The following is a 22829-nucleotide window of genomic DNA, read 5'->3' on the forward strand; positions in this document are numbered from 1 at the left end:
AATCCCCTATCATAAGATTATCGCTTATATTAGAAATCGGTTATAACTTTTGTCAATAATATACAAATAAGCGATGCGAAACATAAATCAATTGGTTATCTTCGGTATATTGTTCATATCGTATCCAATTGCCGTTTGAATCATAGATATGTTTATAGAAAAATGTATTTTTATTCGGCGAATTATCCATAATTTGGGTATATTCTATTTCTTCTTCTTTATCATTATACACAGAATGGTAATGCATTCCTGAAATAAAATTGTACGTTTCTATTTTTTTTAGTCTACGTTTAACATCGTATATATATTTTTTTTCTTCAATAAGTGCATTTTCATTATCGTATAACATAGAGAAAAGTATTTTATTCTTTTTATTTTCATAGTTTTTTACTTTTTTAACTATTTTATTATCTGAATTATAATATGTATAGATAGTTTCTCTATTTTTTTTGTCATAATTTACTTTTGTTATCTGAAATAGCTCATTTTTATGATTAAAATGCTTTTTGATATAGTTATTTTTACCTTTTAAATAATCAATTTGTTCACTATACAGATAATTTTTATATATCAATAACAAATAATTCTTTTTACTTTCTTTATTAAAGTCTTTTTCTATCTCCGATTTAACTTTTATAAGTCGATTTTTCTTATCATAGAAAAAAGTTTTTTTTATCAAAAATGAATCTAATGGAAAATATATTTTCTCTTCTGTCATTAGTTTTTCGTTATAATAATAGTAGTGGTATCTTTTTACCTCTCCATTTTCATTTCGAAATCCTTTCTCTATGGTTCGCCCTTTTTTATCGAAAAGTTCTCCGTAAATGAAATTATTTTCATTTTCGTGAGCTATCGAATCAATTACAATACCATTACTATCTGTTTTGATTATAAAATTAACTTGTTCTACCTATTTTACTTTTTGTTTAGATGAAAATTCTTGCGAAAATCCACATAAAGTAGTTAAAATTAAAAGTAAAGTTATTCTTTTCATAGTTTAATAGTATAAAATTTCTCGTTCTGATACAATTTCTATTTCATTTTTCTGATTTAATTGCTTTCTTTGTATCCAATTTCCGTGTGCATCATATAAATATTCGTACATTTTTTTTATTTCTCCATCTCCTTGAATTGTTTTATTTACATATTCTATTTCATCGCCCTTGTCATTAAATTTTCTAAAAACCACTCTGTTCATCTCCAAATCTATATCTTTAGTTTCTTGTAATACATTGTATTTGTTGTAAGTATAAGTTATTTGAGAATAGGTTTTTAAATCTTCGTTATACCACAACGATTTTATAGTTTTTCCTTTCTTATTATAAAAATGATGTTTTTTATCTATATTTTTTCTATCAGGGGTATATCCTAAATCCAATATTTCTCTCCTTTTAGGGTCATATTTTACTGAATCAATTTTCACTAATTCATTTTTATAATTATATTGTTCTATGGTATAATTCTCTTTATTCTTTTGATATGTAAATACTTTTTTTGTCAAGTAATAATCGTATTTTTTCAACAGATAATCCTTTCTTTTATCCCAATTAGCTATTTTTTGAATATCAGGAGCATAAATTTTTTGTCTTTTTTTCTTGTCATACGATATATTTTCAATAATATACAACGAATCTTTCGGAAAATGATTTATTTGTTGCACTTCTTTATTTCTTTTGTAAATAGAAATTTCCTCTTCTTTTATAAAAAGTTGGGCATCAAATTCAATTTTCTTTAATTTGTTACCCTTTCTGTCAAAAGTTTCCATATAGATAGGATTATTATAATCTTCGTAATACTTAACTAATTTTTTTCCATTTGCATAGCTCGAAGAATACATTCTATTTACTTGTTTTACAGACTTTACTCCTTTTTTGTAATATAATTTCTGAGAAAAAACAAATAAAGGAACGAAAGCTATTAGCAATGCTATTTTTTTCATATTGATTTATTTTTCAAAATAAAAATACTTGGTAACTTTATTACACAATTTCACGAATAATATGTATATAAAGAAAAACTAATTCTTTTTTAAAGAAAGATTGATTCGTTTGCGCATCATATCTACATCAATTACCCTTACTTGAACATGCTGATGAAGTTTCACTACATCATTAACATCGGTAACAAATACATCAGCAAGCTCCGAGATATGAACCAAACCACTTTCTTTAATACCAATATCAACAAAACAACCAAAAGCGGTAATATTATTAACAATACCTGGGAGAATCATACCTTCGTGCAAATCGTTAATAGTTTTTATATCAGGGGCAAATTCAAATATTTTAGCTACTTTTCTCGGGTCAATTCCTGGTTTTTCAAGCTCTTTCAAAATATCTGTAAGATAGAGTTTCCCAACCGATTCGCTAAAATATTTTGTTATATCAATCTTTTCGATGGCTTGCTTATTTCCTATCAATTTTTCTACGGAAAGTCCTAAATCTTCTGCCATTTGTTGTACAATTTTATAGGCTTCGGGGTGTACAGCCGAATTATCTAATGGATTTTTTCCTGCATGTATTCGTAAAAAAGCAATTGCTTGCTGATATACTTTTTCTCCCAATCGAGGAACTTTTTTCAAATCTTCACGTTGCTTAAAAGCTCCATTTTCCAATCGATAGGTAACAATATTTTCAGCCATTTTCGCTCCAATACCCGATACATAACTCAATAATGATTTGCTTGCCGTATTGAGATTTACTCCTACTTTATTTACACATCTAACAACCACATTATCAAGGCTTTCTTTAAGTTTTGTTTGATTAACATCGTGTTGGTACTGCCCCACTCCTATTGATTTCGGATCAATTTTTACCAACTCTGCCAAAGGGTCTGCTAACCTTCTTCCGATAGATACCGCTCCGCGAACTGTAACATCGTAAGTAGGAAATTCTTCACGCGCTATTTTTGATGCCGAATACACCGATGCGCCTGCTTCGCTAACCACAAATACTTGTATGGAGTTATCAAAAACTATTTTCTTTACAAAACTTTCGGTCTCTCGTGAAGCTGTTCCGTTACCAATGGCAATCGCTTCTATTTGGTACGAATTGACCATTGAACGAACTTTCTTCATAGCCATTGAGATTTCGTTTTGTGGAGCGTGTGGATATATCGTTTCATTATGCAACAAATCACCTTTTTCGTCTAAACAAACCACTTTACAACCAGTCTTATAACCTGGGTCTATCGCTAAAATTCGTTTTTCTCCCAAAGGAGAAGCCAAAAGCAACTGATTTAGATTTTCTGCAAATACCAAAATTGCTTTTTCATCGGCTCTATCCTTCGCCTCTTGCAAAGTTTCATTGGCTATTGAAGGCTCTAACAAGCGCTTGTAGCTATCTTTTATACAGTTACGAAGAAATTCTATAATTTCCTTGTCAGATGTTTTTATTATTTGTTCTTCGATAAATTGTAAAACTTCTTGGGTGTCAATGGTTATTTTCATTTTTACAAATCCTTCATTTTCAGCACGTAATATAGCTAATATTCGATGTGAAGGGGCTTTGTATATGGGTTCTTCCCATTCAAAATATTGTTCGTACTTTTTAGCTTCTTGCTCTTCTTTTTTAGCTTTGACCACTTGTGAAACCAATTTTGCCTTACGAGCAAACATTTTGCGAAGCGTACGCCGAATATATAAGTGTTCGTTAATCCACTCAGCAATAATATCCGATGCACCTTGTAGTGCATCTTCTTCAGTCAAAATAGCTTCTGATAAATATTTTGAAGCAATATATTCCAAATCTGTTGCACGTTGGCTCATTATTATTTTTGCCAAAGGTTCAAGTCCGTTTTCTTTGGCAATATCGGCTTTGGTTTTTCGTTTTTTCTTATAAGGTAAATAAATATCTTCTAATTCATTGATTTCAAAAGAATTTTCTATTTTCTGTTGAAGCTCAGAAGTTAATTTTCCTTGTTCTTCTATGGATTTTAATATTGTCGTTTTTCTATCTATAAGTTGTTGATAATCAGATTGTAATTTAGCTATTTTTTCGATAGCTACTTCGTCCAAATTGTGTGTTCTATCTTTTCGATAACGAGCAATAAAAGGAATTGTACAACCTTCTGCAAGTAATTGTAATGTATTTTCAACAGATAAAGCTGAAAAATTTATCTCTTTTTGAATGTATTGTAATAATGTCATTGATAAAATTTTGAAATGGCAAATATAGAGATTTTCTACAATGAAACACAAATTTTCGAAAATGAAAATAAAAAATCTCTTAGGAAATTTCCTAAGAGATTTTTATAAAATTGTTTTTTGACTATTCCACAATAAATTTTCCTTTCATCATTGCATAATGCCCAGGGAATGAACATATGTAGTCGTAAGTTCCTTTCTCTGGTGCATCGAACGTAACCGATGTTGTTTCGCCACCGCCAATCATTTGAGTATAAGCAATAACGTCTTTGGTCATTTTAGGAATATAATTAGTATCTTTTGCTTCCATTGCCGCTTGTGCAAATGTAGCTAAATCAGTACCTGGTTTTAGCAGTACAAAGTTATGCCCCATAACTTCTTTTTTCATTGTTCCTAAGTGTTTCAAAACCAATTTTACTTTTTGTCCAGCTTTTACACGAAGTTCTGTTTTGTCAAAAGTCATCTGATCTGTACTTCCCAATTCGATAATTACTTCGTTTGAATCGGTAGGGGTTACAACTTCCATTTGCTTTTCAACAACAGGTTCTTGTGCTTGTTGTTCTTCTTTTTTCTTTTTATCTGCACAAGAGATAATCATAGCTGAGGCTACTGCCAATAATACTATTTTTTTCATTTGAATAATGTATTTGAATTAAACTAGGCAAATGTATGAAAAAAAAATAAAAATATACAAATTTATTTAGAATTATTTCATTTAAAAAATGATAGCTATTTTATTCATCATTTTTTGATAACCGTTATTGGTCAAAAAAGAACATATTTTTTTCAAATTTTTATTGGTTTTTAATTTATTAACTTTTATATTTTCAACCAATGTCAAAAAATTCTCCATATCCTTGAAAAAACTTTCTCAACTTGACATTAAAAGTTTAGATAGATTTATCAAAAAAAGTTTTTAAAGTATATTTTCGGTAATTTAACGCTTTGAAGACCCAAAGAAATACTATTTTTTTTGCAAAATAGAGCAAAATAAAGTTTTTATGAGGTTTAAAATTCTTTTTTCAGAGAAATTATACGAAAATAAATAAATAATTATCCGATAATAATATATAACTAAATTTATTTGTCTATCTTTGCCCCCAATTTATAAAAATTATATGAATTTATTTAATGAATTAGGTTTAGAAGAACCTATCCTCAAAGCCATTACAGACTTAGGCTTTGAACGTCCGTCAGAGGTACAACAAGCGACCATTCCTGTTTTATTATCTACTCCAACAGATATTGTTTCTTTAGCGCAAACAGGTACAGGGAAAACAGCAGCTTTCGGTTTTCCACTTTTACAAAACATCAATCCTGACAATAAGCAAACACAAGGGCTTATTTTGGCACCTACTCGTGAACTTTGTTTACAAATTACCAACGAAATGAAATTGTATGGCAAATATTTACCAAAAATAAATATTGTAGCTATTTACGGAGGTGCAAGTATTGAAGAACAAGCCAAAAATGTAAAAAAAGGAGCTCAAATTATTGTAGCTACTCCAGGTCGTATGCAAGATATGATACGACGTAATTTCGTAAATATCTCAAATATAAACTACTGTATTCTTGATGAAGCTGACGAAATGCTTAATATGGGATTTTATGAAGATATTACTGCCATTTTGCAACATACTCCTTCATCTAAATATACTTGGTTATTTTCAGCTACTATGCCCAATGAAGTTGCCAAAATAGCCCGAGAATTTATGAATAAACCCAAAGAAATAACCATCGGTTCTCGTAATCAGGGGTCTAATAATGTACAACATGAGTATTATGTTGTTAATGGACGACATCGGTACGAGGCTTTAAAACGCTTAGCTGATGCTAATCCTGATATTTTTTCTGTGGTTTTTTGTCGAACTAAGCGAGATACGCAATCGGTTGCTGAAAAACTAATTGAAGACGGATATAATGCTGCAGCTTTACACGGCGATTTAAGTCAAAATCAGCGCGATTTGGTTATGAAAGGGTTTCGTTCCAGACAAATACAAATGCTTGTTGCTACCGATGTCGCTGCACGAGGTATTGATGTTGATGATGTAACTCACGTTATTCACTACCAACTTCCTGACGAAATAGAGACATACACACACCGTAGCGGACGTACTGGGCGAGCAGGGAAATCTGGAATTTCGATGGTTATCTTAGCTAAATCAGAAGTAAAAAAAATCAAAACAATAGAAAAAATCATTCGAAAAGAATTTGAATCGAAACAAATTCCTTCTGGAATTGAAATCTGTGAAATTCAATTATATCATTTAGCCAACACTATCAAAAATGCACAAGTTAATACAGCTATTGATGATTATCTTCCAGCAATAAAAGATGTACTGCAAGAACTTGACCGAGAAGAACTCATAAAACGAATGGTTGCCGTTGAATTTAATCGTTTTTACAATTATTACAAAAATTCAAAAGACCTCAATGAGAAAAATTCATACAATAAATCATACAAAAATGACGAAGGAGAAACTCGTTATTTTATAAATATTGGTGAAAAAGATGGTTACGATTGGCGTACACTTAAAGATTTCCTGAGAGCTACACTGAATTTGGACAAAGAAGATATTTTCAAAGTTGATGTCAAAAATACATTTTCATTCTTCAATACTGATGCTGATAAAACCGATGATGTTCTAGCGATTTTCAATGATTTCAAAATGAATGGGCGTTTTATCAATGTAGAAATATCACAAAAAAGCGAAAAAAATTCATCGAAAAGAGAAAAAAACAAATCAAAAAGTTTTAAAGAACAAAAAAGCTCCAAACGAAATAAAAAAAGTTCTTTTGGAACTGAAAAATCATCGCGTAAACGCAAGCGTAAAAAATAGAAATAAACACATAAATACCTAAAACTCGTTAATATATTTCGTAAATATCTTAAAAAAATACTATATTTTCAGTTTCTTGATTTTTTTTCTTGTTTTGTCGTAGGTTATTATATTTTTTTTTCTATTTTTGCCCCGTTAATTTTTAATAAATTTTTATTTGTAATGAGAAAAATGATTTTATCGGCACTAATTGCAGGAATTGCTTTTACTGCCAACGCACAAGAACAAGGACTTAGTTATAGTAAGTTTTTTGACAATTGGCAAGTAGGTGTAAATGCCGGAGGATATCTTCCTACCAAAGGATACGACTTGATAAAAGACGTTCGTTTTAACTTTGGAGCAGAACTAAGTAAACAAATTTCTCCTGTATTTCGTTTAGGTTTTGATGCAAATGCTTATTTAAATCAAAATTGGCATGGAGAAAGAAATCCTCTTGTAATTGAAACAACAAACGTTGCTTTAATTGGAGCTTTCAATTTAGGAAATCTTTTTGCAGGTTACAAAGGAGAGCCTCGTACTTTTGAAGTAGAAGCATTTGCTGGACCTGGTTGGGGATATCAATTTGAACAAGGAGATTTTGTTCATCCTGGTATGAATACAATGACTACTAAAGTTGGAGCTAACTTTTTGTTCAACTTAGGAGCTAGTAAAGCTTGGGCAGTTAAGCTTACTCCTTCTATATTGTATGGTATAGACTACCCAAGTTCTGATGCTACAAATAGCTTGAATATCAATCATTCAATATCTCAAGTAAATGTAGGTATTATCTATCGTTTCAAAGGTAGCAATGGAGCTCACCACTTTACTTCTGTAGCAGGAAGAAATCAAGGAGAAGTTGATGGTTTAAACAGTAACCTAAGCAACCTTCGTAACCAATTAAACAGCAAAGACGAGCAACTACGTGCTGCTCAACAACGTGCTGCTCAACTTGAAAAAGAATTGGAAGCTGCTCGTAGCCAAAAACCAGAAGTTAGAACAGTTACTAAAACTAATAACACTTTAGAGTCTGTTGTAACTTTCGGTGTAGGAAAATCAACTGTTGATGCTTCTCAATTGCCTAACGTAGAGCGTATCGCTACATACCTTAAAAAATATCCTAACAGCCGTGTAGTTATCAAAGGATATGCTTCACCAGAAGGTAATCAAGAGAAAAATATCGCATTGGCTAATGCACGTGCAGAAGCTGTGAAAAAAGTACTTATAGCACGTTACAAAATTGATTCAAATCGTATTTCTGCACAAGGAAATGGTATTGGTGATATGTTCTCTGAACCAGAATGGAACCGAGTAAGTATTGCTACTATTGAAGAAAAGAAATAATATTTTTTGTAGAAATAAAACAAATTTTGGAAGAAACCATAACAAACTTTTGTTTGTTATGGTTTTTTTGTATATTTACACACCATATAACATAAACCTTTTTTAATCCTAAAAAACTACAAATCAAACACTTAAAAAATTATAATGAAAAAAATTCTAATAATATTACTACTTTTTATGCCTTTTTTTATCTTTTCACAAGAAGACTCGGTAGTTAAAGGGAGTGTTTTCAGTATACAAAATAATCTTCCTTTGGAAAATGTAAATATTGTTAATCTAAATCAAGTGAAAGGAACTATCAGTAATCTTAAAGGAGAGTTTGTTATTCGTGCTGCGGTTAATGACACACTACATTTTTCATTCTTAGGATACAAATCAATTAAAGTTCGTGTTACAAGTGATATGATAAAATTTTCAGGAACTAAAATAGGTTTGAGCGAACTTGCTTATGCTCTTGAAGAAGTTGTCGTTACTCCGTATAAACTAACAGGTATTTTGAAAATTGATGCCAAATATATTCCAATCAATACCAACAAGCAATATAGTATTTCAGGATTAAACAAAGGATACGAAGTAAAAAATGGTGGAAGCGTAGGACGAGTACTTGGTACGATAGCTGACCCTGCTGGGGCTCTATATCGATTATTTGGTTCTAAACCCAAAGAGTTGCGAAAACTCAACAAAATAAAAAAAGAAGAAGATGTACGCAGTTTGTTACTTACAAAATATGATCGTGAAATGGTTTCAGAAATGTTAGGTATCAACAAAGTAGACCTTGAAGAAATGCTAAGACATTGTAAATATTCTGAAGATTTTATAAAAAATGCTAATGATTTGCAATTTCTTGATGCGTTAACAGAATGTTATGATGAATTTAAACTTTTGAAAAAATAAATATCCAAACTAATGAAAAAATTTTTAAAAATCAGTGGTATTATCTTTTTAATATTGATAATTATCTTAGTATCAGCACCTTTTTTGTTTAGAAATACCATCAAAACAAAGATACTAAAAGCTGTAAATGAAAGTATCAATGCACAAGTTGCTTTTGATAATGTGTCGTTGAATTTTTTAAAAAACTTCCCAAATGCAACTATTGCATTAGAGAAGCTAAGTGTAATTAACAACGCTCCTTTCCAGGGAGATACACTTGTATATGCCAAGTATCTTTCACTAAAAGTTAATCTGAAAGATATTGTTTTCAAAGCTGAAAATGAACCTTATAAGCTCTTAGGATTTGCTCTTGAAGATGCTTTGGTAAATATTCGTATGAATAATGATGGAAAAGGTAATTTCGACATAGCAAAACCTTCTGATTCTCCTGAGGAAGAAAGTAGTAATTTTGCCTTGAATATAAAAGAATATTCTGTTGATAATCTTCGGTTTAGCTTTCGTGATGATTCCTCAAAAATGGTAATTACTCTCGATAGTATTTTTCACAAAGGAAACGGTGATTTTGCCAATCAGCAGTTAGATTTGACTACAACGACCAAGACTAAGGTTTCTTTTCTCTCGGACAACACTTATTTTATGAAAAATATTCCAATTTCGCTTGATGCTGTCTTAGGAATTGACTTGGATAATCAAAAATACACTTTCAAAGATAATAAAGCACTTATCAATCGGTTAGCTTTGGAATTTGACGGATTTTTACAACTTTTGGAAAATGGACAAAAATATGATTTGACCTTCAAAACCCCTACTTCATCTTTTGAAAATTTCTTAGCTCTTATTCCAGAAGCCTATACAAAAAGTATTTCAGGTGTGAAAACATCTGGAAATTTTGAAGTAAATGGAAAAATAAACGGAACTTATTCTGAAACAACCTTTCCGAAATTGGATATTCGTATGTATTCACAAAAAGCTTCATTCAAATATCCTGACCTTCCAAAATCAGTTAAAAATATTGATATTGATGTAAAAATTGGAAATGATACTGAAGTTTTAGATGATACATATGTGAATATCAATGCTTTATCTTTTTCTATTGATGAAGATAGTTTTGCAGGAAAAGCTAAAATTACAAACTTAATAAAAAATCCAAATATTGTTGCCGATATAAAAGGAATTATCAATTTAGAAAATATCAAAAAAGCCTATCCTGTCAAAATGGATTTGGACTTAAAAGGTATTCTTAAAGCCAATATTTCTACGCAATTTGATATGGCTTCAGTTGAGAAAGAAAAATATGAAAATATAAAAAATTCTGGTGAAGCTTCTTTGGAAAAATTTGTTTATTCGGGTGCTGGTTTTGTTCAGCCTTTTCATATTGACAAAGCTGCGCTAAGTTTCAATACTGCAAAAATTCAATTGACTGAACTCTCGGCTCGAACAGGTAAAACAGATTTGAATTTAAAAGGAGGCTTGGACAATTTCTACGGATTTATGTTTCGAAAAGAAGTTCTTAAAGGCAATTTTAGTTTAAATTCAAACCTAATTGCTGTTAATGATTTTATGCAAAAAGAAGAAGCGACAACAAGTGAAAAAGAATTGAATGAAAAACCTTCTGAAAAAAAGACACAAACTACAACCTCTGAAGCCATAAAAGTTCCTGCTTTCTTAGATTGTTCGTTTGAAGCTTCTGCAAAAACAGTAGTATATGATAATCTAAATCTTAAAAATGTTTCTGGAAAACTAATTATCAAAGACGAAAAAATAACTCTCCAAAATCTTAAAACTGACCTTTTTGGGGGACAAATAGCTGTTTTAGGAGATGTTTCTACCAAAGAAACGAAACCAACCTTCAATATGAAGTTAGATATTAGCAAATTAAATATTGTAGAATCTTTTTCACAAATAAAAATGTTAGAAAAAATTGCTCCTGTAGCCAAAGTTATACAAGGGCTTTTTAATTCAGATATCTCGGTTTCAGGAAGTCTAAATCCTGATATGTCTCCCGATTTGAATAGTATTAAAGGTGGGCTTACTGCTTCATTACAAAATGCACAAGTGAATGAAAGTGGTTCTCCACTTATCAGTTCGCTCAATTCGCAATTTCCTAAACTCAATATTGCAGGTCTAAAATTAAACGATTTGAAAACTCATTTGAGTTTTGACAACGGACGTGTTAATATTCAACCATTCAATATCAATATAGGTAAAGGAGCTTCTATTAAAATAGGAGGTTCTCACGGATTTGACCAAAGTATCAATTATAATTTGGTATTAGATATTCCTCCAAGTATGTTAGGTAAAGATGCAGAACAACTTATTTCAAAACTATCAGCTACTGAGCAGCAAAAGTTACAAAATATTCCTGTATCAGTAAGTCTTACTGGTGATTTTGCTAAACCAAAAGTTTCTGCTGATATGAAAAGTGTAGTTACAAATCTAACTCAACAAATTGCACAAGGACAAGCCAATAAACTCATCGACCAAGGAATAGATAAAGGATTAGATGCCTTAGGAAAAATATTAGGTGGAAATAAAACAGAAGACACCAATAGTACAACCAAAACTGATAGTACCCGTACTGAGCAGAAAAATCAAGTAAAAAAAGCAGTAGGTAATTTACTTGGTGGATTTTTAAATCGAAAAAAAGATACAACTTCAAAAAAATAATGATTGATACAACAAGGCATCAAGGATTACGAAATATTTTGGCAAATGAGCTTGCACAGAAAGGCATTAAAGACAAAAATGTTTTACAAGCTATACGTACCATTCCTCGACATTTATTTCTCAATAGTAGCTTTGAAGATAAAGCCTATCAAGATATTGCTTTTCCAATAGCTTCAGGGCAAACAATCTCTCGTCCGCATACAGTTGCTTTTCAAACTGAATTATTACAAATGAAATCAGGACAAAAAGTATTGGAAATAGGAACAGGAAGTGGTTATCAATCAGCCATTTTGGTATTTTTGGGAGCTAAGTTATATACCATTGAACGCCAAGCAGAATTGTTCAAAAAAACAAATATCTTTCTAACTAAAAAATTAGGCTACGTACCTAAAAAAATGATATTAGGAGATGGTTATAAAGGACTTATTGAAGAAGCTCCTTTTAACAGAATTATCGTAACAGCAGGCGCTCCAAGCGTTCCGCATCAGTTACTTTCACAACTTGCCATTGGTGGACGTTTGGTTATTCCCATAGGAGAGATAACACAAGTGATGACTACTTTTGATCGCCTTTCCGAAAAAGAATTTCACAAAGAAGAATATGGTCATTTCGCTTTTGTACCAATGTTAGAACGTATAAAAACAAGGGTTGGATAAATTTCCAACCCTTTAATTTTTTTTAGACATTATTTCTTTTTCAGAAAAAATTGGTCTTCCTTCGTATTGAAGCGTCCAATTCATCGAATTAGTTAGGACTAATAGTTTTGACAATTCGGAAATAAGCCGACTTTCTGCATTTGACTTCAATGTTGATTGGTCTATTTTCTGACGAACTATTTCATTGGCTTTCTGACGAATTTTGTTATGGTCTTGTGAAGTAAATGTATTAAATTGACTTTGTACAAGGTCATAATATGACAATTGTGGATATATTTTGAGCTCTGGCTCTGGTATATTATTGATAATCAAACGTTTATTTTCTGAATCTATTTCGTATGCTATCTGGCTCATATCATAAGAAATCGTAGCTTCAGCATTGACTACTATAAGTGCTTTTTTGTCAAATGAAATCAAATCTGCCAGATATTTCTTAGCATCTGTATATGTTATTATTTCAGAAAAATATCCTTCAGTTACTACAAGTTTGCTAACATTCTTCAAATGTTCTTGAATAAGTGCTGTATTTTCTATTATTTGGTCATTTTTTCGAGTGCATCTTTGAATATATTGTAATAAAAATACACCAACTATTCCAACTAATATTCCTACAAGTATCTTTTTCACTGAGTTAGAATTTGATGAATGAAACTTTATCTTGCAATGATTTCATTCGTTCATTTAAGTTTTCCAAAAATATTTTATGCCCTTCTGTATCTGGATTAAATGGTCGATGTGCCAAACCTGTTTGTATCGAAGAGACTTCATTCATCAATTCGTATGAAGACTCTCGTATGTATGCATTTTTGAATTTTTCCCAGATAAAATCAATCGCTTGTAACGACGGATGTACCAAATCTTCAGCATAAAAACGATAATCTCGAAGTTCATCCATCAATACTTCATATGCAGGAAAATAAAATTGTAAATCATCTTTCGCATCTTGTAAATATTCGTGTAATGCAGTGAATAACAATGATTTACTTCGTTGATTTTCTACAAATCCGTCTTTAAGATGTCTTACTGGCGAAATGGTAAAAATAATTCGAACGTAAGCATTGATACTTCTAATAAAATTACGCATACGATGCAAACTATCAAAAACATCAACTACCGAGAGGATTTCTTTTTGAAATTCTTGTTGAGGAATTTTATGGCAATTAGCCACCAAAACATCACTTTGCAAATGACGATATGCCCAAGCTGTACCCAAAGTAATCACAATATGAGTAGCACTAGCTATTGCATCTCGAAACTCTCGTAATTTCTGATTTAAAGTACTGAGCATCAATTCTTTATCATTCATACTACACTCAGAGTGAACCTCATACGAATGCCATAAATCTTCGTGAAAGAAAATATCTTTTTCTTCAAAAAGTTCAAATTTAAAAGCGCGTCTTAACAAATTTTCAATAGCCATCGGATGAAACATTACCCCAAAAGGATTTGCCTGAGAACGAAATTTGTAAAATTCCATTTTCTGAGAAAGACTTTTTGCAAAACACGAACCTATGGTCATAGTTTTAGATTGATAATCAATCTGATGCTCTTTGTCAATAGGAGGTATCTGAAATGTTGTGAATAGTTCCATAATTTTCTTGGTTTGAAAGACAAATGTACATTTTTTTCTTGAAAAATCAAATTTTTTAATGATTTTTAACTATAATTCGTTTTTTATCTGCTGCAATACAGATTTTATATGCTCTAATTTTTGTACAATTTCAAAGTTAGAAAGTGTTTTTTTCAAATCTTCACGTAATTTTATACGTGCTCCTTCGAGCGTGTAACCTCTTTCTTCGACTAAATTGAAAATCAAATGAAAATTTTGTACATCTTCCGATGTATATCTGCGCGTACCTTTGGCATTTTTTTTGGGTGATAATATTTCAAATTCTTTTTCCCAAAAGCGAATTTTTGATGCATTGACATTGAACGCCTGTGCTATTTCACCTATGGTGTAATAACGTTTGGGAGGTAAATTGATTTCCATTAGTCAAGAGATTGATTTTCTTGAGTTGATTGACGTAAAAGTTCCGCATATTCGGCAGCACTCAAACTTCCATAATAGAAATTGATTGGGTTTAGATGCTGTCCATCTTTGCGAATTTCATAATGCAAGTGAGGTGCTTCAGAACGTCCTGAACTGCCTACAAAACCTATCAAATCACCACGTTTTACCTTTTGACCAGGACGAACACTATATTGACTCAGGTGTGCATAAAGACTTTCATAACCAAATCCGTGGTCTATACGTATATGTTCTCCATAACCAGCAGAATTATTATCTGCACGTGTAACTACTCCATCTCCCGATGCATAAATAGGTGTACCAGAAGGTGCTGTAAAGTCCATGCCATAGTGAAATTTACGTACTTTTGTAAAAGGGTCATTGCGCCAACCATACCCTGATGCCATTCTTTTAAGATCTTTATTTTGAACAGGTTGAATAGCTGGAATTGCGGCTAATAACTTCTCACGTTCTTTCGCCAAAACTGCTATTTCATCTAACGATTTGGACTGAACGGCAAGCTGTTTGAGCAATGATTCTATACGCTTGGTAGTTGTTATGAGCAATTTAGAATTACTAAAACGTTCCAAATATTCGTATCGATTAACTCCTCCAAAACCACTTTCACGTTGTTCAGCGGGTATGGGAGCGGCTTCAAAATAAGCTCGATACAAATTATTATCTCTATCTGCTATGTGATGAAGTACCTCTTCCATTTGTTCCATTTTTTTATTCAAAATGGCGTATTGCGTTTGGTATTCTTTGATTTCACGCTTTTGTTGCAGTTCACGAGGCGTATACATAAAATCCATATTATATACTACGATAACTATCAAAAAGCTAAACAATAAAGATGCCAGCAAAAACAAAAATACATTTCTTATTTTTTTGCTTCGCTGATTTTTAATCTTCCTAAAAGAAAGTGTTTCTGAGTCATAATAATACTTTGTTTTTGGCATAATATGACGTATTTTGGTTATACAAAAACTATATTCTTAGCAAAATTGAGCCTACAAAGGTAGTTATTTCTATCAATCAAACAAATTTTTTTAGCTTTTTTTTGTATTAAAAAAGTTTTTATTTATCAAATTTCATCTTTTTTCATTTATTTTCGTACTTTTGTTGCTTCATTTTTATTTTATTTTTCTATGGAAAAAATACTTTATCTGCACGGATTGGATAGTTTTTTACAAGATGATAGAAGACAAATTTTACAAACATTCGCTTATGTAGAAGCTCCTACATTAGACTACCTCCATACGCCCAATTTGTTTGATTCCTTGCAAAAGACTTATTCTAATATAAAAGCTATTATTGGGTCAAGTGCAGGTGGATTAGTAGCTTATTATTTAGCTCAAAAATTGAATAAACCTTGTTTACTCTTCAATCCGGCGATGTCTTACCGAGCTACTATTCCTTTTTCTACTTCTTTTGATACAAATTATCTTGAATATATGCAAATTGTCTTAGGAATACAAGACGAAGTAATTTCTTCTATCGAAAGTTTGAAAATTATCCAAGCTGATATTTCTAAGAAACAAAACGTTACTTTTCATATTATTAACCTGATGGCTCACTCATATCCTATTGAAATATTTGAACAAGAGTGTCGATTTTTCTTTGAGCAAATCAATATTTAATTTCAAATTTATTTAGAGCTTTCTGAAAAACTTTTGTAGAAAAGCGCAACCACCTCTACTCTATTATAAGAATTATAATGGTTGCGCTTCTGTCAATCAAATATGAAATTTCTATTTTTCTTCTCTTTATTTTCAATCAATAATATCAAAACCGGTGTATTTTCTAAGTACTTCTGGAATTATAATACCTTGTGGGGTTTGATAATTTTCCAATATTCCTGCCAAAACTCGGGGTAAAGCAAGCGAACTTCCATTCAGAGTATGTGCCAATTGCATTTTTCCAGTGGCATCTTTGTATCTGAGTTTTAGTCGATTGGCTTGGAAAGTTTCAAAATTAGAAACTGAGCTAATTTCAAGCCATCGCTCTTGAGCAGTAGAATACACTTCAAAGTCGTATGTAAGTGCCGAAGTAAAGCCCATATCTCCACCACAAAGACGTAAAATTCTGTACGGAAGGTTTAGTTCATTCAGAATTGATTTTACGTGTTCTACCATTTGGTCAAGAGCTTTGTACGAACTTGCCGGATTTTCGATACGAACTATCTCTACTTTATCAAACTGATGTAGTCTGTTAAGACCGCGTACGTGAGCTCCATAACTTCCTGCTTCTCTACGGAAACAAGGGGTGTAAGCCGTACAACAGATTGGAAAATCATTTTCACTTAAAATTACATCACGAAAGAAATTCGTTACAGGTACCTCAGCAGTAGGAATAAGATACAAATCATCTACTTGTACGTGATACATTTGCCCTTCTTTATCGGGGAGTTGTCCTGTTCCATAGCCCGAAGCTCCATTGACCATATGGGGAACTTCAAATTCTGTATAACCGGCTGCCGTATTTTTATCTAAAAAATAATTGATTAGAGCCCGTTGTAGTTTCGCTCCTTTCCCTTTATATACGGGAAAACCTGCGCCTGTTATTTTTACTCCCAACTCAAAATCAATAATATCATACTTTTTAGCCAATTCCCAATGTGGTAATGCTCCTTGGAAAAGCTCAGGAATTTCTCCCTTGCGGAAAACTTCTAAATTGTCTTCGGCAGAAGTTCCCTCGGGGACAATATCAGCAGGAATATTGGGAATACGATACAACAATTCGGTCAATTGTTGTGTGCTATGAGATAATTGCTCCGATAGGATACGCGATTTTTCTTTACACACTGCTGTTTGCTCTTTCGCTTGTTCAGCTTCTTGCTTTTTGCCCGCTTTCATAAGTGCTCCTATTTCTTTGGAAAGTTTGTTACTTTCTGCCAAAATAGTATCCAATTCGGTTTGGATAGAACGTCGTTTTTCATCGGTTTGTAAGACTTGTTCTATCAAGTCAAGGTCTTTGAAGTTACGTTTTTTCAATCCGTTTATAACCCGTTGTTTATTCTCTTTGATATAACTTACTTGTAGCATGGTTTGTTACAAAATTTATAATTAAAACTTTATTTTGATATGAAATTTTCTAAAAATTTAGACCACAAAGTTAAGTTATTATATTGGATAAGCAAATAATTTTTCTAAAAAAATACGATATACGCCCCAAAAGCTATTTTCAATTGGCTTTGTTTTTACTCATAAATCAATTATCGCTTTGTAATTGAGTTATTTTAAAACATAAAAAAATCTGTCGTAGGTTTTACGACAGATTTCTTATGGGTTAATACTCTTCATCAGAAGCTTTTTTCCAAGAGAACAAAGTGGGTTTTATGTACAATTCGGCATATACCCAGTTTTGTAACGAATGAGTATCGTTGCTTTTGATGGCTTTCGAAGGAAAATGATGTGAATATCCTACGTTGAGGGTAATATCTTGATGCAATTTGTTGGTATAAACCAAATCCAATTCTGTACCCAAATAACTTTTATTATCACTACGTTTTGCGTTGCTGGTGAAAATGTGAGGCATAAACAAAAAGTTTGATTTCCCTGAGAAAGGCACATTAACTTTGGCATAAAAATCGTTCAAGCCGGTTGTTCCTTGTAGGCTTGCTACATAATACAAATCCATAAAGCCATTAAACTTATGGTTTGCTCCAAATAGAGGTACGAAGTCTTTTCGTTTGGAAGACGTATCGTCAAAATTTTTCCCGCTGAGTATTTCTGCTCCAAGTGCGGTGGTAATTCCTCTGAATTGATATGCAGCTTCTAATCGGAACTGGTAAGCCGAAACACTTTGTTTTTGTCTTTCTCCTGATTGATAATAAGCACTTGCTTCCAAAATCAGGTCAGCGATAGGAATTTTTCCGTAGAATCCGGTAGTTTGCATATTAGAAACTCCATCTGTATCTCCTGAGAGTGTCAAATTTTGAAACCCATTATTCATAAACAAGAAACTTGCTGTGTTTCCATTCCATTTCTTGTTCAAATGCAGATACTGCATTGTTTTATAGCTGGCGCCACCAGCTACTATCGGATAAACATTGCTGGTTTTTGGTTGTCCTACCTGATTAAATGCTAGGCCAACATCGGCATTCCAACCATTATTTGCGTATCGAACAAGTGCAGCATCGTGAAAACACCCATATTGCAACCAGTCCAAAGCCCCCAGAATACGTTCGTCATCATACGAAAGTACTTGACGACCTACTTTGATACCCCAATGTTCATCAAGGCGAAAACCTGCCCATGCTTCGAACGTTCCAAAATGATTAGACAATTCTCCCTGAGGTTGTGGCACATCACCCCACGTGAAAATGTGCTGACCTGCAAAACGAAGCGTAAACCAATCCTTATTAAAAGTTGCACCCAAGCGTACTCGTTGATTGACAAATGCGCCTGGTTTATGACTTTTTTCAAAGAGAACTCCTTGCCCGTGGCGAAACTCTCCTCGAGTTTTCAAGTTGGCATCAAGAATAATCTCTTGTGCTGTCAATGATGTTGTTATAGCAACGAACATCAGACCAAAAATACATTTTCTCATATTCTTTTTTTTTTAATTTTTTTCTTTTTGTTCAAACAAATAAAACTTTTTGATGTTTTGTATCAAATCTTTTATACTAATTACTTACTCATTTGCTCTTCCCACGTACCTTGTACTTTCATTACTTGCTCTATCACATCGCGAACGCAACCATAGCCTCCGTTTAAGTGCGAAATATATTTAGATATTTTCTTGACTTCGGCAACAGCATCTTGCGGACAGGTAGGCAAGCCTACGGCTTTCATTGGTAATACATCGGGAATATCATCACCCATGTACAGTACATGGGCTGGGGAAATATTATATTTTGTTAAATACGCCTGATAGGGTTCCATCTTATAATTATTCCCCATATACACGTCGTTTATACCCAAATCTCGAAAACGAATGCGAGTTCCCTCATTTGTTCCTCCAGTAATAATACATACGTTATATCCCTTTCTAACGGCTTGTTTGAGTGCAAACCCATCTTTAACATTCATTGGGCGCAGGAGCTCTCCTTGGGTTGTTACCAAGATATGGCTCGGGGTCATCACACCATCTATATCAAAGATAAAAGTCGTGATGTTGTTTAAATACTCTTTATAACTCTTTTCCTCCATATGTTTTTATAATTGAATTGGTTATTTGTTTATAAATCTCTTTGACAACAGGTTCTTCAATCAGGTTCAGATGCGAATTTATTGTTGTCCAATCTGCCCGACGAGCAGGTCCTGTTTGTAATTGATAAAAATCTTCTACAAATGCCTTCTGCAACGTTTGGGCAAGCAGTGGGCGGAGTACCTCAAAAGGAATTTGTTGTTTTTGACAAATCTGTTGGCTCAAATACCACAAATGATTGGTAAAATTATTCAAAAACACAGCAGAAATATGCAAATACTTCCGTTGCTCGCTATCCATTTCAAAGACCTTTGAAGATAATTGCTCTGCTAACTTTCGCAACAACTCCCTATCTGTTACATTTTCTGCTTCGATACAAATTGGTATTTGTTCAAAATCAATTTCTTTTTCTTTCGAGAACGATTGCACCGGATATACAACCCCTTTTCGATTACCTTGTGCAAGTTCTCCCATTGATGTATTGCCCGATGTATGCACTACCAATCGCCCCTGAAAAGGAAGTTGCGCAGAAACCTCACCAATCACCTGGTCTTTTACACACAATATATAGATATCTGCATCACATACCTGACGTATATTTGTAATTTTATCCGTGCTTATAACATCGAAATGTGCGGTAAATTCACTCCGATTACAAAGTTGCACCAGATGCAAGTTCGGGTTATTTTCAATAACTCGTGCTAGATGATACGCCAAATTCCCCCCTCCTATTATTACAATTGTCATTTTCTTTTTTATATAATATCTTTATATTTTAAAGATTTTTTTTAAATAATTCTTTTTGTTGATACCGACCAATTTCCTTACCAATACTGACCAATTATAAAAAACATACGGAGCTTTTTGCAAAAACATACGGAGCTTTTTGTAAAAACATGCGGAGCTTTTCCAGAAAAGATACGGAGCTTTTTTCAATTACTGCTGATGATTGATTTTCAATCACTTATATATTGACAAAAAAAGAGCTAAGGAAACTACCAACTACCGCTGGCGCCTCCGCCGCCTCCCATTCCGCCTCCGAAGCCTCCGAACCCACCAGAGCCACCACCGAAACCGCCAAATCCACCAAAACCTCCTGAGCTTTTACCCGAACTTCTACCCATGTTAGACAAAATAATCATATCCCATAGGTCTAAACCATCGCTTCCTTTGTAGTTTCCTCCGTTAGAATTCGGCGAAGACATCTTATAAATTATGTAAATGATACCGACAATAAGCGCAATAAATACCAACAAACCCAATATAGGAAACTCTTCTTTGGGTATTTCCTGCTTATACGTTCCCGATAAGACTTGCATAATTGAAGTGGTTGCTAAGTCGAAGCCTTGATAATAGTTCCCTTGTTTGAAGTTAGGAAGCATATCTGTTGTGATAATTTGCTTGCTTAGCGCATCAGTAAGATACGATTCTATTCCGTAACCGGTCGAAATGGCTACCTTGCGTTGTTCGTACGCCATTAGTATTAGCACTCCGTTATTCTTGCCTTTCTGCCCGATTCCCCATTTAGAAACTAATTGTGCTGCTTCAAAATTGATATCATCAGCCACTTGTTTGGTAATAGCTATCACAATCCCCGTTGAAGTCGAATCGGCATACGCTCGAAGTTTGTTATTCAAAGCCATACGTTCGGTTTCTGATAACAGTTGGATATAATCCTGTACAGCTTCCTTTGCATTTTTCAATTCGGGATACTGCTGTGCTTGCACACACCACAAGGTTTGTATCCCAAACAGAAGTAAAAATATATAAAATCTTAGTGATAACATCAGATAGTTCCTTTTGATATTTCGTCAGAGAGTTCGTTTGTATCCGTTTTTGAATAAGGGAAATAGTGTTTTAACTGCTCCCCTGCTTTCAGTATCCCTTCGATAAGTCCTTGCGAAAAATTGTTTTGCACGAAATATTCCTGCATTATTTTTTTGGTTTCTTCCCAAAAGTCTGCCGGAACAACCGCATTGATTCCTTCATCTCCGTAAATGGCAAACTTCTTCCCCATCACAGCCACATAGAACAAAACTCCGTTGCGTTGTGTTGTTTGATCCATTTCAAGAATATGAAAAACTTCCACAGCTCTTTGCAGAGTATCTGTGGAAGTATCTTTTTCTAAATGCACACGTATCTCCCCCGAAGTATTCTTTTCGGCAGTACGTATAGCTTGGACAACAGCTTGCTCCTGTTCAGAAGTTAAAAAATCTTCGATGTTTTCCATTATTTAAAATCGAAATTAACCTCTGGGGCTTTGTCGGCTCCTTCTTGTGCTTTGAACAAAGGCATTTTAGCCTTTCCTGTAAGACTCGCAATCATGCTGTTTGGGAAAACCTCTACATATATATTATATGCCGTAGCTGCTTCATTAAATTGGTTTCTCTCTACGTTAATTCGGTTCTCTGTTCCTTCAATCTGCGATTGTAATTGCAAGAAATTCTGATTAGCTTTCAAATCAGGATATCTCTCAACCGTTACCAATAATCGAGACAAGGCTGAGGTAAGTCCTTCTTGTGCCTGTTGAAATTGGCTAATCGCCTCTGGAGTTAGGTTAGTTGCATCAACATTCACCGAAGTTGCTTTGGCTCGTGCCTCAATTACTTGGGTAAGCGTGCCTCGTTCAAAGTCAGCAGCTCCCTGTACGGTTTTGACCAAGTTACTAATCAAATCTGCTCGTCGTTGGTAAGAACTCTCAACATCTGCCCATTCTTTTTCGGCTGCACCTTTAAGTCGTACCATCTGATTGCTTTTGCTAACTCCATAAAATCCAAGTGCCGCAATTATCAGCACAATAATAATCCATTTTTTCATCGGTTTATAATTTTGATATTAAATGATTTACTTCTATTACTCCTCTATTTTTTGTCAAAAACAAAATCCTTTACGATGCAAAAGTACAGCATTTTTTTATATAAATAGAATTTATTTTCAAAAATATGATAAAAACAAATTTTTATTTGATTTCAGTGCAGATTTTTGTTCATTTTACAGAATAGTCCGTTTTATAAAAAGAAAAATTGAAAAGCAAAAAATAAATATTCTTGATAAAATAAACATTTTATTAAAGATAATTTTTATAACAAAAACTTACTATAAACTATGTTTGCTGCTGTTTTTTTTTATTTTTATTGTATATCCGTAAT

Annotated in this window: 21 protein-coding genes; 6 read left to right on the top strand and 15 right to left on the bottom strand. The window is 32.8% G+C overall.

The annotated features are described in order from the left end of the window. Positions 1–52 precede the first annotated feature (52 nt). The 4 genes from OO775_RS13315 to azu form a co-directional block, all read right to left on the bottom strand. Positions 53–718, bottom strand: a complete 666-nt coding sequence (locus OO775_RS13315; protein WP_264847722.1) for a hypothetical protein — start codon at positions 716–718, stop codon at positions 53–55. A gap of 279 nt (positions 719–997) precedes the next feature. Then, complete coding sequence (locus OO775_RS13320; protein ID WP_264847723.1) at positions 998–1939, bottom strand: hypothetical protein; 942 nt, start codon at positions 1937–1939, stop codon at positions 998–1000. Positions 1940–2017: 78 nt separating this feature from the next. After that, entirely contained in the window at positions 2018–4147 is a 2130-nt protein-coding gene (locus tag OO775_RS13325) for a Tex family protein (protein WP_264847724.1), read from the bottom strand. Positions 4148–4268: 121 nt separating this feature from the next. After that, complete coding sequence (azu, locus tag OO775_RS13330; protein WP_264847725.1) at positions 4269–4778, bottom strand: azurin; 510 nt, start codon at positions 4776–4778, stop codon at positions 4269–4271. Between the two features lie 484 nt (positions 4779–5262). Here azu and OO775_RS13335 point away from each other — a divergent pair, with 484 nt between their 5' ends. From OO775_RS13335 to OO775_RS13355, 5 genes are all read left to right on the top strand, one after another. Continuing rightward, entirely contained in the window at positions 5263–6984 is a 1722-nt protein-coding gene (locus OO775_RS13335) for a DEAD/DEAH box helicase (protein WP_264847726.1), read from the top strand. Between the two features lie 162 nt (positions 6985–7146). Next, the gene (locus OO775_RS13340; protein WP_264847727.1) at positions 7147–8304 is read left to right on the top strand and encodes an OmpA family protein; all 1158 of its coding nucleotides are present in this window, start codon (positions 7147–7149) and stop codon (positions 8302–8304) included. A 144-nt stretch (positions 8305–8448) separates the two neighbouring features. Next, on the top strand, positions 8449–9198 hold the full coding sequence (locus tag OO775_RS13345) for a carboxypeptidase-like regulatory domain-containing protein (protein ID WP_264847728.1): 750 nt from the start codon (positions 8449–8451) through the stop codon (positions 9196–9198). Positions 9199–9210: 12 nt separating this feature from the next. After that, on the top strand, positions 9211–11865 hold the full coding sequence (locus tag OO775_RS13350; protein WP_264847729.1) for an AsmA-like C-terminal region-containing protein: 2655 nt from the start codon (positions 9211–9213) through the stop codon (positions 11863–11865). After that, a complete protein-coding gene (locus OO775_RS13355; RefSeq protein ID WP_264847730.1) occupies positions 11865–12521 on the top strand; it encodes a protein-L-isoaspartate(D-aspartate) O-methyltransferase in 657 nt (218 codons plus the stop codon). Before OO775_RS13350 ends, OO775_RS13355 begins: the two co-directional genes overlap by 1 nt. Positions 12522–12533: 12 nt before the next feature. Here the strand turns inward: OO775_RS13355 and OO775_RS13360 are convergent, their stop codons facing one another. From OO775_RS13360 to OO775_RS13375, 4 genes are all read right to left on the bottom strand, one after another. Then, a complete protein-coding gene (locus OO775_RS13360) occupies positions 12534–13148 on the bottom strand; it encodes a DUF4230 domain-containing protein (RefSeq protein WP_264847731.1) in 615 nt (204 codons plus the stop codon). A gap of 4 nt (positions 13149–13152) precedes the next feature. Next, the gene (locus OO775_RS13365; protein WP_264847732.1) at positions 13153–14112 is read right to left on the bottom strand and encodes a GSCFA domain-containing protein; all 960 of its coding nucleotides are present in this window, start codon (positions 14110–14112) and stop codon (positions 13153–13155) included. Between the two features lie 69 nt (positions 14113–14181). Then, complete coding sequence (locus OO775_RS13370) at positions 14182–14511, bottom strand: MerR family transcriptional regulator (protein ID WP_264847733.1); 330 nt, start codon at positions 14509–14511, stop codon at positions 14182–14184. After that, positions 14511–15488 carry a M23 family metallopeptidase gene (locus tag OO775_RS13375; RefSeq protein ID WP_264847734.1) on the bottom strand — a complete coding sequence of 326 codons (978 nt, stop codon included), beginning with the start codon at positions 15486–15488 and terminating at the stop codon, positions 14511–14513. Before OO775_RS13375 ends, OO775_RS13370 begins: the two co-directional genes overlap by 1 nt. A gap of 189 nt (positions 15489–15677) precedes the next feature. Here OO775_RS13375 and OO775_RS13380 point away from each other — a divergent pair, with 189 nt between their 5' ends. Next, positions 15678–16169, top strand: a complete 492-nt coding sequence (locus OO775_RS13380; protein ID WP_264847735.1) for a YqiA/YcfP family alpha/beta fold hydrolase — start codon at positions 15678–15680, stop codon at positions 16167–16169. Positions 16170–16301: 132 nt separating this feature from the next. Here the strand turns inward: OO775_RS13380 and serS are convergent, their stop codons facing one another. From serS to OO775_RS13415, 7 genes are all read right to left on the bottom strand, one after another. Next, entirely contained in the window at positions 16302–17573 is a 1272-nt protein-coding gene (gene serS / locus OO775_RS13385; RefSeq protein WP_264847736.1) for a serine--tRNA ligase, read from the bottom strand. 244 nt (positions 17574–17817) lie between these two features. Next, positions 17818–19080: an alginate export family protein gene (locus OO775_RS13390; protein ID WP_264847737.1), complete on the bottom strand. Its 1263-nt coding sequence runs from the start codon at positions 19078–19080 to the stop codon at positions 17818–17820. Positions 19081–19160: 80 nt separating this feature from the next. After that, positions 19161–19682 (bottom strand): KdsC family phosphatase, encoded by a 522-nt coding sequence (locus OO775_RS13395; protein ID WP_264847738.1) that lies wholly within the window; start codon positions 19680–19682, stop codon positions 19161–19163. Beyond that, complete coding sequence (locus OO775_RS13400) at positions 19663–20427, bottom strand: Rossmann-like and DUF2520 domain-containing protein (RefSeq protein ID WP_264847739.1); 765 nt, start codon at positions 20425–20427, stop codon at positions 19663–19665. Before OO775_RS13400 ends, OO775_RS13395 begins: the two co-directional genes overlap by 20 nt. Positions 20428–20675: 248 nt before the next feature. Next, positions 20676–21467, bottom strand: coding sequence for a TPM domain-containing protein (locus tag OO775_RS13405; RefSeq protein ID WP_264847740.1), 792 nt, complete (start codon positions 21465–21467; stop codon positions 20676–20678). Next, positions 21467–21910, bottom strand: coding sequence for a TPM domain-containing protein (locus OO775_RS13410; protein ID WP_264847741.1), 444 nt, complete (start codon positions 21908–21910; stop codon positions 21467–21469). The genes OO775_RS13405 and OO775_RS13410 overlap by 1 nt, the downstream gene beginning before the upstream one ends. Beyond that, positions 21910–22497: a LemA family protein gene (locus OO775_RS13415; protein ID WP_264847742.1), complete on the bottom strand. Its 588-nt coding sequence runs from the start codon at positions 22495–22497 to the stop codon at positions 21910–21912. Before OO775_RS13415 ends, OO775_RS13410 begins: the two co-directional genes overlap by 1 nt. Positions 22498–22829: the final 332 nt, after the last annotated feature.

Source organism: Capnocytophaga catalasegens (assembly GCF_026005215.1).
Lineage (GTDB): Bacteria > Bacteroidota > Bacteroidia > Flavobacteriales > Flavobacteriaceae > Capnocytophaga > Capnocytophaga catalasegens.